This window comes from Kluyvera georgiana ATCC 51603 (assembly GCF_001654985.1).
Classification (GTDB): domain Bacteria; phylum Pseudomonadota; class Gammaproteobacteria; order Enterobacterales; family Enterobacteriaceae; genus Kluyvera; species Kluyvera georgiana.
Genome location: NZ_LXEU01000089.1, coordinates 1 through 15,755, shown reverse-complemented (window position 1 = coordinate 15,755; position 15,755 = coordinate 1). Strand labels below are relative to the sequence as shown.

13 protein-coding genes and 1 pseudogene are annotated in these 15,755 nt (G+C 49.5%); 5 read left to right on the top strand and 9 right to left on the bottom strand.

All coding sequences use genetic code 11. The features are described 5' to 3' along the window. Positions 1-12 precede the first annotated feature (12 nt). Positions 13-1,329: an NAD(P)/FAD-dependent oxidoreductase gene (locus M989_RS21935; protein ID WP_064548913.1), complete on the bottom strand. Its 1,317-nt coding sequence runs from the start codon at positions 1,327-1,329 to the stop codon at positions 13-15. Positions 1,330-1,592: 263 nt separating this feature from the next. Beyond that, entirely contained in the window at positions 1,593-2,468 is an 876-nt protein-coding gene (surE, locus tag M989_RS21930) for a 5'/3'-nucleotidase SurE (RefSeq protein ID WP_064548911.1), read from the bottom strand. Positions 2,469-2,968: 500 nt separating this feature from the next. Here surE and M989_RS21925 point away from each other — a divergent pair, with 500 nt between their 5' ends. Then, the gene (locus tag M989_RS21925) at positions 2,969-3,760 is read left to right on the top strand and encodes a histidine phosphatase family protein (protein WP_064548908.1); all 792 of its coding nucleotides are present in this window, start codon (positions 2,969-2,971) and stop codon (positions 3,758-3,760) included. Between the two features lie 60 nt (positions 3,761-3,820). Further along, entirely contained in the window at positions 3,821-5,149 is a 1,329-nt protein-coding gene (locus M989_RS21920; RefSeq protein WP_064548906.1) for an OprD family outer membrane porin, read from the top strand. Positions 5,150-5,193: 44 nt separating this feature from the next. Here M989_RS21920 and ansP read toward each other — a convergent pair whose 3' ends face one another. From ansP to M989_RS21900, 4 genes are all read right to left on the bottom strand, one after another. Continuing rightward, complete coding sequence (gene ansP, locus M989_RS21915) at positions 5,194-6,636, bottom strand: L-asparagine permease (RefSeq protein WP_064548904.1); 1,443 nt, start codon at positions 6,634-6,636, stop codon at positions 5,194-5,196. Positions 6,637-7,057: 421 nt separating this feature from the next. Further along, positions 7,058-7,651 (bottom strand): hypothetical protein, encoded by a 594-nt coding sequence (locus M989_RS21910; RefSeq protein WP_064548902.1) that lies wholly within the window; start codon positions 7,649-7,651, stop codon positions 7,058-7,060. Between the two features lie 164 nt (positions 7,652-7,815). Then, on the bottom strand, positions 7,816-8,502 hold the full coding sequence (locus M989_RS21905; protein ID WP_064548900.1) for a hypothetical protein: 687 nt from the start codon (positions 8,500-8,502) through the stop codon (positions 7,816-7,818). 120 nt (positions 8,503-8,622) lie between these two features. After that, on the bottom strand, positions 8,623-9,729 hold the full coding sequence (locus M989_RS21900) for a DUF4056 domain-containing protein (protein WP_064548947.1): 1,107 nt from the start codon (positions 9,727-9,729) through the stop codon (positions 8,623-8,625). A gap of 365 nt (positions 9,730-10,094) precedes the next feature. Here M989_RS21900 and M989_RS21895 point away from each other — a divergent pair, with 365 nt between their 5' ends. Then, positions 10,095-11,186, top strand: coding sequence for a GGDEF domain-containing protein (locus tag M989_RS21895; protein WP_245191281.1), 1,092 nt, complete (start codon positions 10,095-10,097; stop codon positions 11,184-11,186). A gap of 199 nt (positions 11,187-11,385) precedes the next feature. Further along, a complete protein-coding gene (locus tag M989_RS21890; protein WP_064548896.1) occupies positions 11,386-11,775 on the top strand; it encodes a hypothetical protein in 390 nt (129 codons plus the stop codon). Positions 11,776-11,820: 45 nt separating this feature from the next. On the opposite strand, the gene ompA is transcribed toward M989_RS21890, so the two are convergent. The 3 genes from ompA to M989_RS25335 all read right to left on the bottom strand — a co-directional run bounded on the left by ompA (position 11,821) and on the right by M989_RS25335 (position 15,177). Continuing rightward, a complete protein-coding gene (ompA, locus tag M989_RS21885) occupies positions 11,821-12,840 on the bottom strand; it encodes a porin OmpA (protein ID WP_064548894.1) in 1,020 nt (339 codons plus the stop codon). A gap of 419 nt (positions 12,841-13,259) precedes the next feature. Next, positions 13,260-14,483 (bottom strand): acyltransferase family protein, encoded by a 1,224-nt coding sequence (locus M989_RS25340; RefSeq protein WP_157093588.1) that lies wholly within the window; start codon positions 14,481-14,483, stop codon positions 13,260-13,262. After that, positions 14,455-15,177: an acyltransferase family protein gene (locus M989_RS25335; protein ID WP_083965187.1), complete on the bottom strand. Its 723-nt coding sequence runs from the start codon at positions 15,175-15,177 to the stop codon at positions 14,455-14,457. The genes M989_RS25340 and M989_RS25335 overlap by 29 nt, the downstream gene beginning before the upstream one ends. Positions 15,178-15,404: 227 nt before the next feature. Between M989_RS25335 and M989_RS21875 the strand changes: the two are divergent. Further along, positions 15,405-15,614 (top strand): annotated as a pseudogene (locus M989_RS21875) (site-specific integrase); the annotation flags it as partial. Between the last annotated feature and the right edge of the window lie 141 nt (positions 15,615-15,755).

The window sequence follows — 15,755 nt, the reverse complement described above, 5'->3', positions numbered from 1 at the left end:
GCCAACGTTTGGCTAGATTTCGTGTCTGCCAAGATAGCGTTCTTTCATCAAGCTGGCCGCGATGCCGACATCAAGGAACGGCGACGGCGGCATCCAGTTCGCCTGTCCCAACGCCTGCATCGAGGCAATCAGCGGGTTATCTTCGCCCAGCACATAATCTGCCAGCAAACGTCCAGCGATAGTCTGTTTAGAGATCCCGGCGCCATTACAGCCGCCTACCGCCCAGACCGCAGGGCCAACCTGCCCCCATACCGGTGCGCCGTTGCGGGTTACGCTGATGGTTCCAGACCAGGTGTGTTCAATCTTGACGTCGCTTAGCTGCGGATAGGCTTTAGCAAAAAACGCCGCATGTCGCTGAGCGGCGTTCCAGGTCTGCCGCGCGGTGACGATCCCTTTCAGCGCGGGTTCAACGTGCTGGCGAATCAGGAAACGGCGGTCGTGGGTATAACGCAACGTCGCGCCCGCAATGGCGTTCACGGGTGTCAGCCCCCAGCCCGGCGTGCTGGAAATGCGCTGCTGTTGTTCTGCATTCAGCGGTTCGGTGATGCTGGCGAAGGTGGCCATCGGCGCCTGACGGTTCAGCGCGGGAGAAAGCGCGCTGGAGAGCGCGTTGGTCGCCAGCATAACCCGCTCGGCGTCGACGCAACCCTGCACCGTCAGCACCCGAGGGTGGCGACCAGAATAATCGATCGCCACCACCGGAGAGTGGTTATAAACCGTGACGTTGGCCGGCAGATGGCGCACCAACCCGGCAATGAGCGCGGCGGGGTTCACCAGAATACTGTCTGGCGTGTAGATCCCCGCATGGTAAAGCCGCGTTCCCAGCTCATCGCTTAACGCTGCGTGGTCCTTTAAGTCATAGGCCGCATCCATCTGTTTCAGGCTTTCCACATATTCCTGCAAAATGTGGCCATCGGTGGCGGCAATCTGGCAGTGATACTTGCCCGCCTGGTGCCAGTCACACTCAATACCCGTCTGCTGAATACGCGACTGTAGCTCACGAATCCCCTGCTGAAGGAGTTGCCGATAGTGTTCGGCCTTTTTCAGCTCGGAGGTCGATGAACCGATGTTATGCGGTAGACCAATAATAAAACCGGAGTTCCGTGCGGAGGCGCTTTCCATCGCAGATTCAGCGTCAATTAAGACGATGTGGCTGTCTGGATGCCGCTCGGCCAGGCGCTGGGCAAATGCCACCCCGCTAAACCCGGCACCCACGACCACCCAATGCGCTTTGTGTTGCCCACTGAGTACCGGGAAATGACGCCGTTCATTTTCATGAACCGGCCAGCCGGTTTTATTCTGATTAAAAGGAATAGAGGCATACTTCATTTAATGACCACCTGTGACAACACGAAATTATTGTTGTAATCGCTGTAATGATGAAGGTTGTTGTGGGATTGCAAAGACCTTATCCCACAAAAAGAGTACCAGAATATCCACAGGGGTCTTAAACGGTTTAGGTTGAATAATTTTCAGGACAGACAGTGGGTTACGACAAATAACTTACAAATACAACGTATTTTATTTACATTCCACGCTGTGCACGGCCGGGAATACCCGGCACGTGTTCTTTAGCTTGTCAGAGATGACGTTCAGGGCTTCAGTAATGCCTTATATTGGGCTTCATACTGCGGCGCATTCCATGAACCGTCGAAAATGGTGTAGGTGATATAGCCTTTATTCAGCCAACCAGAATCACTGTCGTCGAGCACCGGTTTTAACGACTGCGGATTCATCGTCTGTTTCGCCGTACCGTCGGGCAGAATATCGTAGCCAATTTGGGGGACCGGGAAACGCTGATTATCAACATAGCGCACGCCTTTGATCTCCGCAGATGCCAGCGCCGGATAGTTAATACTCAAACCGGTGCCTGCAGGTAATAGCGGCTGCCCTTTCACGCGCTGGGCATTCAATTTATCCACCACGCCAACGACATAATCAACGGAGTCAGGCCAGTATTTATGCGTACTTGGCCATTTGTTTTTCATCTCCTCGTCGGTAAATCGATAACCAATGCTCGCGGCAATCGCCGGGACGCCGTAGCGAACCGCGCGAGCAGCGGCGCTGACGGTCCCGGAATTCACCTGTGCCATGCCGGTATTCGGGCCGTCGTTGACGCCGGAAATCACCAGATCAGGCGCGGCCTCTTTCAGCAGACCATTGAGACCAAAATCGACCGAGTCCGCTGGCGTGCCCGGGAAGCAATAACGTTGCTCGGCCACCTTTTTCACATCAAAGATTTTTCCCGTGTTGAACGTAATCGCCGAGCCAATACCGCTTTGATTCGTGGCCGGAGCCACCATCCAGACATCATACCCTTTCGCCTTAAGTTTATCCTGAAGCGATGTACTGCCCGGCGATTCACAGCCATCATCGTTGACGACCAATATTTTCAGCGGTGCCGTTCCGGCCTGAACTGAAAAAGCGCATATAGCGAACAACGGTGCAATTATTTTTAGTAAATTCATCGTGACTCCTCGGATAAGGGGAACTGGTGCTTTATTACAAGCAAAAAAAAACCTAAGACACCCGCCGCCCATGCAGAGCAACACGTGTCTTAGGTTTTGCCTTATTTCAGTAACAATCCTGAGATGGTTGAGAAAATACCGTCTAAGCCGCACAAGGTCCAGACGGGCTATTCTTTTTCTGTGACCAGTATCAAAAAAATCTTCCTGATGGCGTCGGCATTCGCCCTATTTTAATTTCGTTAATAAACTATTCTTTAGTTAAACAGAGAAAAAATCACCGGGCTAAATTACCAGGAAAGAAGACTTGAAGGCGATCACAAATATAAGCCCAGGATAAAATAATTACTGTTATTTAAAATTGATGGTACTATTGTCCGACAAAACTGGATTGTTACTGTTTGCAACAGGCAAAACCTGCGTCATTTCTCAAGCATGCTATTTTGATGATTGAGAAGGGGCGCGGGTTTTTTGTTTTATTAAAAATATAAAAAGGATACCCCATGAAAAAATGGCTAATTGCTTTAATGGCGCTTGCCAGCGCGGCGACCTGTTCTGCGGCAGATATCGCGCCTTCTGCCCACGATGATACCGTCACCCTCTATTTTGCTCGTCATGGTAAAACGCTGTTTAATACCTTCGACCGCGTTCAGGGCTGGGCCGATACGCCGCTGACCGAAGAGGGTATCCGGGTCGCCCGTTATCTTGGCGAAGGGTTAAAAGGGATTGCATTTGACCGCTATTACTCCAGCGATGCGGGACGCCAGCGCGAAACCATGGCGGTCATTCTCAAGCAAATGGGTGTCGCAAACTACCACCTCAATGAGCTTCCCGGCCTGCGTGAAGCCTTCTTCGGCGGCTTTGAAGGCGGCTTCAATAAAGATATGGCTGAAGCCGGCGCGCATGCGCCAGGGATGGCCGATAGCGCCGCGCTGTTCCAGGCGATGAAGGCGGGCACCCTGCCCGTGAAGGATTCGCAGGACGCGCTGGCGAAAGCCGACCCGAAAGGGCTGGCGGAAAACTATGCGCAGGTAAAAGCCCGCACCCAGGCAGCGCTGGCCACTATCGTCAAGCAGGCACAGGCGAACGGCGATAAAACCGTGCTGGCCATTTCGTCGGGTACATCGATGCAAATTATGATTTCCGATCTCACCGATTCACCAGACAAAAATAAGCCGCTGGCTAACGCCGCCGTGGTCAAAATTATCTATAAAAACGGCCACTACAGCGTACCGGAAATTGGCACATTGCAATACGTCGAGACCGGTAAACAGCGTCTGAATACTCAAAAATAATACCTATATTGATAATACCGTGGGGATTCTTGCCCCCACGGGTCTATTCTGGGATCACACATGAAAATAACAACATTAGCAACAGCATGGCTCATGCTGATGCAAGGCTATGCCACGTCAGTATTGGCAGCAGAAAGTCAAAATGAATACGCGTATCTGGATAATTCTTTCTTCCGTGATTCTTCGATGACCCTGTCATTAAAGAACTACTGGAAATATCTGAAAGAAGAGAATGCGAACCCCACACACGTGCATAACGCCTGGGGCCAGGGCGTGGCGGTGGATTATCAATCGGGCTATTTTGCCGATTTTATTGGCGTTGATACCGTTTATTATGGCGCGGTGAAATTAGGCGCCAGTGATTATTTCAACTCCCGCGGCGTCCTTTATAACAACGGCGAAGGTAATAAAAAAAGCAACGCCGAGGGATATTCTAAATTCGGCCAACGTAATATTAAGCTGAAATATAACGTTGCGGATACCCAGCTGAACGCCCGCTGGGGCTGGCAGGTACTGAAAAATTACGGCGTAATCTCCACCTCCAATCGCCTCTCGCCCACCACCTATTCGGGGATTAGCGGCGGCATCAGCGGTGAGCATTTGACGCTACGCGGCGCCTATATCGAGAATTCAATGGACCGTAACTCGCCGGATAAAAAACAGCTGCAGACTAATACCGGAGAGAAAATCAACCACCTGGCGAGTGGTGAAGTACTGTGGAATAGCCAGACGTTCAGCGCGCAATATGGCTACGGCGAGAGCGAAAATTATCTGCGGCGTCATCTGCTATTTACCCAGCTGCGGCCCGTTGAGCGTTTGAGTATCGGTACGCAAATCTACGCAACCGAAGCGCTGGATAACTATCTGGCCATGCCCGCCAGCAAACGCGATTTCGATCATAACGCGTGGCATTTTGCCATCGACGTCAGCTGGCAGGACGAACGCTGGAGTACAAAATGGGGGGTGGGCTATACCAGTGCCAAAAAAGAGAATGAAGTCGGCTTCTACCCTCGCCATATGAGTAAAAACTCACGCGGCACATTTATCTCAATGGCCTATGCGGGCGACGACTATATGCGCGATGGCGAACTGATGCTGGCGAATATTTCTGACTACAAGCTCACGCCGGATCTGGCTGTCGGGCTGGCGGGAAATATCGCGCAGTTTAATTATAAAGATAACCACGTGCGTACCGGCGAAATTAGCGCCTTTACCCGCTGGACGCCCTCCGCGCCGCCGATGAAGAATCTTACGGTATGGCTGATGTTTGGCCCCGGCTGGTCGTATAAAACCCGCGGTAAAACGCCGGTGATTACTAACGGCCGCTATACGCGAACGCAGACGCTGTCGTCGGAAGCGATTATTGAGTACCGATTCCGCATGTTCTAAGAAAAGCAGGCCTGATAGGTTCACTATCAGGCCTTCAGAAGAGATTACGGCGCGGTGCTGTGAATTTCCGCCACCCGCTTGCGAACGCCAAACCAACCGGCGACCAGCAGAATGGCAATCAGCGGCAGCGCGGCGATAGTGTAGGTGCCATTCGGGTAGTCAAACGCCATCAGCACCAGCACGCTCAGCAGGAACAGCAGCGTCAGCCAGGAGGTAAACGGCGCCCCCGGCAGCTTAAAGCTCACGTCGGCGGCTTTGCCTTCTTTAATGGCCTTCCGCAGGCGCAGCTGGCAGACCATGATAAAGGCCCACGAAGCTATAATCCCCAGCGATGCGAAGTTCAGGACGATTTCAAACACCTGAGACGGCACCAGGTAGTTGAGGAATACGCCCACCACATAAACCACCAGCGTGGCCATAATCCCGGCATACGGTACATGCTGACGGCTCATTTTACTCATAAACTTCGGCGCCGATCCGCCCATCGCCATCGAGCGCAAAATACGCCCGGTGCAGTATAGTCCAGAGTTCAGGCTGGAGAGCGCAGCGGTCAGCACCACGATATTCATAATGCTGCCGATATACGGCACGCCCAGCTTCGAGAAGAAGGTCACGAACGGGCTTTGCCCCGCCTGGTAGGCGTTCCACGGCAACAACAGGACCAGCAGCACCACCGAGCCGACGTAGAACAGGCCGATACGCCAGATCACGCTGTTGATGGCGCGCGGCACCATGGTCTGCGGGTCTTTACATTCACCGGCTGCGGTGCCCACCAGTTCAATGGAGGCAAAGGCAAAAACCACGCCCTGTACCAGAACCAGCGCGGGCAACAGACCATGCGGGAAGAAACCGCCGTTATCGGTAATCAGATGGAAACCGGTCGCGTTGCCGTCGAGCGGTTTGCCGCTGCCCAGATAGACGGTCCCCACCACGAGGAAGACAACGATGGCCAGCACTTTGATGAGCGCAAACCAGAACTCCATCTCGGCGAACCACTTAACGCCAATCATGTTCATGGTGCCCACCACCGCCAGCGCGCCAAGCGCGAAGACCCACTGCGGAACGTCGCCAAATGCGCCCCAATAGTGCATATAGAGCGCGACTGCGGTGATATCAACGATACCGGTCATCGCCCAGTTGACGAAATACATCCAACCCGCCACGTAGGCGGCTTTTTCGCCGAGGAATTCACGAGCATAGGAGACGAAGCTGCCGCTGGAAGGACGATGCAGCACCAGTTCACCGAGGGCGCGAAGAATAAAGAATGAAAAAATACCGCATACCAGATATACCAGCGCCAACGCCGGGCCGGCCATTTGCAGACGCGCGCCAGCCCCGAGAAACAGGCCGGTACCAATGGCCCCACCGATCGCAATCATCTGCACCTGACGGTTTCCCATGGCTTTGTAGTACCCCTCTTCGTGGGCATTCAGCCAGCGTCGTTTCGCCGCGTGTTGCTCCGCGGCTTGAGTGTTTTGTGTTTCCATTATCCCTGTTACCTGTCTGATTTAAGGAGATTTCAGGTCGTCGCGAACGGAACGCGAGCCACGACGATCAATGCGATTTTTCCCGTCATTCTGTGTAGAGATAAAATCGCCGCGAAGCATCCTACCTGCAATTAATAAGCGGTGCAAAACATACGCGGTCGTCGGAGCGCTCCGGAACGAACAAAGCGTCGTAATCAGCGGTCATGGCAGCGGTTTTAACTGTGCGACAGAGAAAAACAGGTAAATATCGGGAAGGTAAACACTTCGTGCTTAACAATGAAGGGAAATATTGATTCCGCCTGCTTTCGCCTGTCGGTAAGGCGAAACGGCCTCGTCATCAAGGCCGTTGCATAAAAGAGATGAATCACATCATTGAGTTAATTTCGTGACAGGTTCTTTTTACGGAAAGAAATATTCCGCATCAGGATTCGCGACGCTCGGGAAGAATATTCACCGAGGCCATCAGACAGATAATATAACCGAATAGCTCGCTCCCCTCCTCCACCATATTTTTGACAATACGGACGTAGCCATCCTGCAAAATAGACTGCCAAAGTATCGACATACCGAACAAACGGGAAAAGACAAGAATCGCCAGTAGACCGGCAATCATTAATCCATATGACGGCGTCGTGCTATATTCAGCCAGCTGTGCCAGCACCCGCTGCGGCTGACGAAATGCGTAGCAGAGGGTCGCCAGGCTTACCGCCAGCGCGAACCACAGCCAGCTCCCATGCCGGATGAGGTCAAACACCGCATCCAGCTCACGGATCAGCATGGCGAGGAAAAAACCGGCGATCAGAATATTGCACTGGCGCATTGCGCTGTTTTTCCAACCGCGGACAAGATGCACCATGATAATGATAAAGAGAATACTTTCCTGAACAATTTCAGTGAATGAGTCTTCGGACAGACCATTTTTGATTATATTCACATCAACATGCAGGCACAGTACAACAACGACCACCGCCAGAGCTAAAAACACAACACGCAAAAATAAGCTAACTAAAATCATAAAAGTCACTGCATTTTACCAAAACTTTATTTTACAGTGAGGTTTATCTGACAATTTGTCCATCTGTGCCACATAGCCGCGATATTTAACAATTATTGCGTTATTGCCGGGGCACGTTTATTTCCCGGCCTTGTTAAAATAATAACCGACGCACACCCCCGATATTATATTGCGCTATTTTCGTACTCATAGCGGCAGATCGTGTTAATCCCACGTTCGGGGCTTTTGACCCCCGTGTGCAGATACAACGCTTTCGCTTCGTGTACCCAGAAGCTGCCGCCGGCTCGTGCCTGCGCGTGAAACAGCGTCGCCTGCGGATACATCGTACGCAAATTACCTTTACTGAAGCCAAACCATTTACGGGAGACGTCCCTCAGCTCGCGGGTAGTTAGCAGCCGTCCTCCCTGACGCGCGCAGCGTTCACGGGCCTGCACAAAGTTATCATCCACCGCGCCATCGCCCACAAGCCAGGTCGCAACCGTAAAGTCATAACGCTGGGAATTGCCGGTCTTCCGGTTATGCAGCGTCAACGTCCCCGCCCTTTCATGCGCCAGCGGCTGCCTTATCATCCGCAGCGTGACCCGCCCTTCATGATGCGCGTCGATCGCCAGCCAGCGATGATTAAAGCTGAAGGCCACGTCGTTCAGATTCAGCGCCTCGTGGTTGCTGCTCATGGTCACGGTGGCGCCGGTAAACCCGACGCTCAGTATACTGGCCGTGCGAAAGCCAGGCGTGCTGGGGGCATGAAAGCTAATACGCTGGAAATAATCAGTCGGCGTTTCTGCCGCCGCATAGCCGACAAACGACACGATAAGCGAAATCAGGGCAGAAGCCCGGAACAGGGTTTTCATCTGTATCCTTACCTTTGTCACGGATGGCACGGCCAATGTTGCAGAAAGAATAATGTGACCAATTGATAAATAAAGATAATTTACACATTCTGACGGTAATACGCGGTGTTTATCGCGCGATCACTTCTGAATGCGCTCTCGTTGCACTTTATCCGCCGCCTGCGCCTTATCGGCAAGCCCCTGAAACTGAGACGGACCGTAGTAGGATGCGGGGGCCGGAAGCCGCTGCATATCTTCGCCGGGATAGATTTGCAGAGCCCCCAGACGCGACAATTGATAGCCCTCAACCACCTTTGGCATCGTCAGCAGGTACGGCATGTTTTTTTCATCCGGCACCGGCGTGGGTAGCCGGTTGTTATCCAGGCTATAGTTGCGTTTCAGCACCAGGAATTTATCCGGCACCCGGCGTTTACTGTTCCACCAGTTACCATCCAGTTCGCGGAATTTCTGTTCCGTTTCGCTTTTCGTCGCCACGTCTAACGCCAGCAGGACGCGATGCAGTTCATCGGTCATGGCGGCGTTGAACGCTTCGACGGAGTGGGCCTTGCCCCGTAATATCAACGTTATCGCCATCCGTGCGCCCAGCAGGTTGGAGTAGAGATCCTCCGGCGAGAATGCCGAAATTTCCTCCGGGAAGCCGGGGACGGACTCAAAACCGTACCACTGAGCAATCTCATGCCACTGCGCCAGTTCAATGGCCAGATGACCGGAGAGCCACGCCGCCAGCGTATACCGCGAGATCATCGAGGCCGGAGGGGGAAACGTATTCAACTGCAACCGGCGCACGCCCAGTTCGTCGCGATAAAAATAGCGCCAGCGCTGGCCCAGCTTGGGATAGAGTTGGCTAAAAATAAAGAAGGTGTTATCGGCCGTATCGCGCACATGGGCAATATCAATAAACCCACCGCGATGGGTATAGATAAGCCCATTCTGCTCATCGCTCAGCCCGACCAGATTTTTCACCGCCCCGAAGGCGCTGTCGTTGTAACGGTGCTCACCCAGCGTGTCTAACGTCAGCACATTGCCAATTTGATAAAACGGCACCGGTACGCCAACGGCTCTGACGTGCAGATCGTGACCAAAGGCGCAGCACGGGCGCAGCGACTCCGGCGGCGAAAGGCTTGCGGCAACCGGGGCGACTTTTCTCGCCTGCTGGACAGGAAAAAGTCCGTCATTTGCCTGCGCGCCCGTAACCGCAAGCGTAAGAAGAAGAAGTAGCCATTTCATTAATAGCAATATCATCCATCGCCGAAATAGCGCCATAGCCATCACCCAGAGAAAATAATTATTGTTATTTTTCAGCACCAAAGAGCACCTGTGCCCTAAGCTCTTCTGAGCTTAGACCAGACTTTGGTTAATTCAAGCGTGGCCCGTCCATCAACGATACTGGATAACACTCTGGCACGGGCCGCCCATTATTCGCACACGATTGACGGCACCCTCTCCAGGCTAACATGACGATGATTTTTTTATAATTATTTTATATTTATTATTGAATTCATAAGGAAATCAAAAGTTAGCGATTGCCCCAGGATCTGTTTATAATTATACAATTGAATGAATGCCACAGCATAGGTTGAGTAAGGAAAATGATGACGACGCGTCCTGGGAAAAAGCAAAACCTCGATATTGTCAATTCGTGGGGTTATATCTGGTTTCTCACGCTGAACATCGTTTTCTGTCTGTGGCTGTTCGTTGGTAATCTGCTCAACGCGGCTAATTTTATCTATAACGATGCGCTCGACTCGCTGAGCCTGGTGACGGTATTCTTCTCAATCGTCGGGTTGCTGCTCAGATTTGCAATTAAACGTGAGCACATTGTGGCCATATTTCCGCTGTATGTGCTGATCCTGGGCCTGCTGTGGGCCGGAATGTTTTACCTGATGGTCAAACACTACAGCACGCCAGCGCTGTCGCTTTCGCTGCTGATCATCATCCTGCTTCCGGCCACCATCTCGTTCTATATTTCCGGCAGGCTGCTGTTACTCTTCAGCGCACCCATCGCCGTCTCGATGTTTTTGAGCGAACTGGCGGCATTTGAGAAATTCCATTTTCTGCAAATTTCCGGCTCCATTATTATTTTTATGGTGGTGATGACCGCGCGCTACATTCTGCTGGAATGGTATCTACGCACCCAAAAAAGCGAGTATGCGAAAAATCTATTAATTAAGAAGCTTACACGTCTGGCACACCGGGATGCATTAACGGGGCTGTTTAATAAAGGTAGCCTGGCCATTCATTTTGCCGACAACGAAAAACGACTCTCTTTATCCGATGAGAAGCTGTTTATGATCATCATGGATATTGATTTTTTCAAACAGTACAACGATCTGTATGGCCATATTGCGGGTGATGCCTGCTTAATCAATACGGCGAAATGTATTACCCAATCTTTACGACAGTCGTCAGATACCGCATTTCGCTTTGGCGGCGAAGAGTTTGTTATCCTGACGCGTTGCCATCAGTTAGATGATGCGGTCAACATTGCAGAACGTATCCGCAATACTATTTCAGCCGCCAAATTCCCGCATAAGGGGTCGCCAATCTCGGCGTATCTGACCGCCAGTTTCGGTGTCGCCCAATGGACAACGCGAGACTCACTTGAGACGTTAACGGAAAAGGCGGATAAAGAACTATATAAGGCCAAACAGGCCGGGCGAAATCGCGTATCTTTCTCTCGTTAAATGATTCTGGAAACCGCACGGTTCTGGAGCCAAACAGGGGAACCTGTTCCCACATTCTCTCTTTATTTCTGATGACGGTCATTTCCGCACTCAATAAGCCTAAAACCATAATGCTAATTTTTTTATAAACAATAAAGAAATCGAAACCATAACGAATCAATGGTAATAAATAGCATCTTGAGTCAACACAGGTAATACAATGCGAAAAATCCATAAACTAATACTGTCAGGCACGCTTATCCCGCGAAAGAAATCAGGCCATAGCCTATTGCGAAAAATTGACTTACTGCAGGTGCCGATTGTTCAAAAAGCGCCACAGGAAGTAATGACAAACGCAATCAGCTTTAGCTACTTACATTATGACAACAGATGGACTCTCGAAAACTTATCGTTTTATTTGAAACAAGAGTTTTTACAGAATGTGAATATCTGCGATATATTTGACAGCCGTAGCCAAACGCATCGGGTGTATGCCTCACTCACCAAACTTGATAAAATCAAGCTGATTAATAATCATTATCTGGAAGAGCAGAATATTTCAGGTTTAAGAAAGCTGAGCGACTCGCTTAATACCATTATTTACGAGTAAAAAAGCCTCCTCATATCAATATGAGGAGGCTTTTTCCTGAAGTCTTTAGCGCTTATCAGTTATCTCAACAATAACGTGGCGATCGGGTGCCAGGCAGTTAATCAACTGCGCTCCCGACTGGTCGTCGCATTGAGAGCCGGTCACCGGGTCGCTGGCCCCATGACCTTCAGCGCGAATATTCGCCGCTGGCATACCTAACGCGATCAATTCGTCCGCCACCGCCTGCGCGCGCTGCGCTGAAAGCTGCTGGTTATAGTCCGCCGCGCCGGTACGGTCGCTATAACCAATCACGACGGTCGCCTTGCCAGACGCGGGCTGCATCCCCGGACTTTGGTAAAGCTGCGCGATAGCCGCTTTACCCTCAGCGGTTAGTGCTGCGGAATCATAGCCAAACATCACGTCGGATTTCAGATTAAAACGCTGTGGCGCGGGCTTTGGCGCCGGCGCGGCAATCGGTGCCAATGCTGGCGTATCGTCGTGCTGGCCGAAACGGTAAGAGATACCCGCGGTAACGGAACTGATATCACTGCTGACGCCAATCTGATTTTCGTTACCCACGTTGCTGACCCACTGATACTCCAGGCGGCCCGCCCAATTTTTATTAAAGGCATACTCGGTGCCAACGGCCACCAGCGGACGAACGCCGGTTTCAAAGCGGTTATGGCCCTGAATATCTGATTCCGCGCGATAACCCATCGCCCCGGCGCGACCATACAGATCCCAGCTGTCGGTCAAACCGTAGCTGGCTTTCAGCGACAGCTGCAGACCCTGGCTCTTCATCTGTGAACCCGAGGCACCGTTTTTACCGTTGATCTGCATATTACCTAAATAATCGTAGCCGCCTTCAACCGCCAGCCATGGATTAATCTGGTAGCCGGTGAAAACACCACCGCCGACATTATCGCTGTCGTAACCAACGTTGGCACGCGGCGTAGTGCTGGTATCAAAATAGTGTGACCATCCCAATTTACCACCGGTATACCAGGTGCCCGCATCTGCTGCGGCAAAAGCGGTGGTGGCGGTCAGCGCATTCGCAATAATTAAAGTTATCAGCGTCTTCTTCATAATTTTCCTGTTATTAGCGTCTCATCAATCGACGGACTGGATGCAAAGTGGTGCTACAATAGGATTTTTACCCGACGCTGATAATCATTTTTTTGTTTATTTTTGGATAGTGCAATCACTCTATAATAAGCGTGCCATTATTTCCTTTTTAACCGGGCTAAACGGATTATCCATTACCATTTTCTTTCCCGTTTTAACATCAACGTGAGCAATCATCCCCGGCGCCATATTCAAGCGCTTGGCGGTGAATGTCACCCAGCTGTAAGTCCAGACCCATCCGGTTAGCGTCTCCTTTTCGACGTCCAGTTGCTTTAATTTTATGTAATAGAGTAGATGGTATGTGGGTACCTGAATAAGTCACTCGGTGATGCCGTCCTTTTTTTTTCAGAACCCCCGACGACAGCCGGGGGGACGTCAGATTATTGGAGGAAGTTAACGAGTCGGTGGAAATTGTTCCCTTTGATAAAATATTCAGCCGCAGATAATGACCCGATAACGCTGACATGCTCACCATCGAGCGAATAAGGGACACCAGATCCATTGGTTTGAGTTTCACTGAACAGCATGCTTCTACTCAAGAAAATGGTATTCTTGTTTCCAGCAGTGAGTGCTGTCAGGATAGTATCAACCTCTTTTTGTTTTGCATTTTTCCCATTTACTAAATACTTAGTAATATCAAACTGTCGCCTGTCCCATATGGATTTTTTATATAATTCTCCGATATTGGCTTCAAACTGATAGGGTTCATCCATGATGATGATTCGTTTACCTGTCCCCTGGGCCATTTTTATTAATGCTTCAACATTCCTCAAGGACTCTGCATTACTAACGATGTAAGACCACGCACCAGAAAAAATGAGATAATCATATTTTTCAAAATTTTTAGCAAAATATTCACGGTTAAACATACATTGTTTGTATGCAATAGATGTTTTCGGCCCCATAAATTCTCTACCCACCGATGGACTGCACCAGTTAGTAGTGATCGGATTAATATTTAAACCAACCTGCTTTCCGACGGAATCCCAAAAAGGAATATAGTGTCCAGCAAATGAATCTCCAAAAAGAACAGCATTCTTTTTACTATCTGTATTACCTACATGGCATGTAACACCATTTTCACCTAATTTTAGTTTTTTATCACTAGCGATAGCATAGAAACACCATCCATTACTTGGGCTTGGTAGCACAATTTCGGCAGAAACCTTCTGGTACTTATCTCCTCCTCGCCACAGGAAGCCAGAATGACTACGAGTATAATCGAATACAGAAATACAGAGCAGCGCCGGGATAAGAATACTAGCAACTATCTGTTTTTTATTTCTTTTCTTGAGCCATTTTGAGGCCCTTTTTTCGAAAAGCATATACACCAAAATGCCAACTACTATAGACGCGAAAGCTGACAGTAGGCGGCACTTTGTATCAGCCAATAATTCAAAATAGCTCAATGTTACAAACAATGGCCAGTGCCATAAATAAATTGAATATGAGGCCGAACCAATCAGTTGTGCAACTTTGTTGTTTAGCAGAATACTATTTTTGTTGCACGAGAACAAAATTAATGCCGTTGCGACGACAGGAAGAATTGCTGCATATCCTGGCCATAACTTGATATCATAATTTACACAAGCTGATATCAACAAGAGGATAACAGCAATGCGGAATAACGGAAGTCGGTCGATGTTTTTTTTGTGAAGTAATAAACACGATACCACCAATCGTCATTTCCCACGCTCTCGTTGGAAGCATGTAGAAATTAAATGATGAATCAATCGTGGCGTAAAATATCGAGGAAAATAACGAAATTACTAAAATCAATGATAGAACAACAGAAATAGCCTTCAAACTCCTGGTCAATTTTCCCGTTAACATGATGATAAGCGGGTAAACTAAATAAAACTGCCATTCAACTGAGAGAGACCAAGTATGGAGCAGAAAATCACTATGACTATCACCGGTAAAATATCCATTGGCAAGTTTCAGATATTCTATATTCGAAGTAAAAAGCAAAGATTTTATCGCATACTTTGAAAAATCTTTGAACATATCTGGAGGTGCGAATTGGAAACTAATCGCGTAAAACACAATGACCAACAAAATAATAGACGGAATAATCCTTACTGCTCGAGCGATGTAAAAGTCGAACAGTCTAAAATCTTTATTCAAAACACCCGGAATAATCATTGCGGACATTAGATAGCCGGATACTACGAAAAATACATCAACTCCAATGAAACCCGATCCAAACCCTTGAATACCGAAATGGAATAGTACAACCAGTAATACTGCATAACATCTTAGACCATTTATATCTGTTCTAAATTTTATTCTTGACATACATACCTGTTAATGAAATTCAAAATTTAAGAATTGGACTATTGCAATTCATTATACAAGCACTGCTTTTTGATTCAATAAGTTTAATTAATATAAGATGTTACGCAGAGCGCAGAAGGTAGTTGCAAAAGTGATACAGGTGGAAAGTGACCCATCTGTTAAAATCTGTTTCAATACTCTCCCGTTTTTTAAACCAGCTACTTAACACTCTGTTCATATTGGATAAAGCCAAGAAAGCGGCAGAGCAGAAAGCTGGCCAGCCGTTCGGCTGCAACTTCCACGATATAAAAGCCAAGTCTATATCTGACTACGCTGGCAGCAGCCGGGAAAAGCGACTGTTCTCCGGTCACAAAACCGAAAGTCAGGTTGTTGTGTACGACAGGAAGGTAAAGATCATCCCTTCGCTAAGCGCCCCGCTACTCAAGAAAAAGGCATAAAAAAACCCGCTTCGGCGGGCTTTTTATCGGGCGGAAATGGCAAAAATATTCCAACAGCCCAAAGCAAAAAGGGGTTACCTTTCGGTAACCCCTTCTTTTAATTTGGCGGAAGCGTAGAGATTCGAACTCTAGAACCCTTTC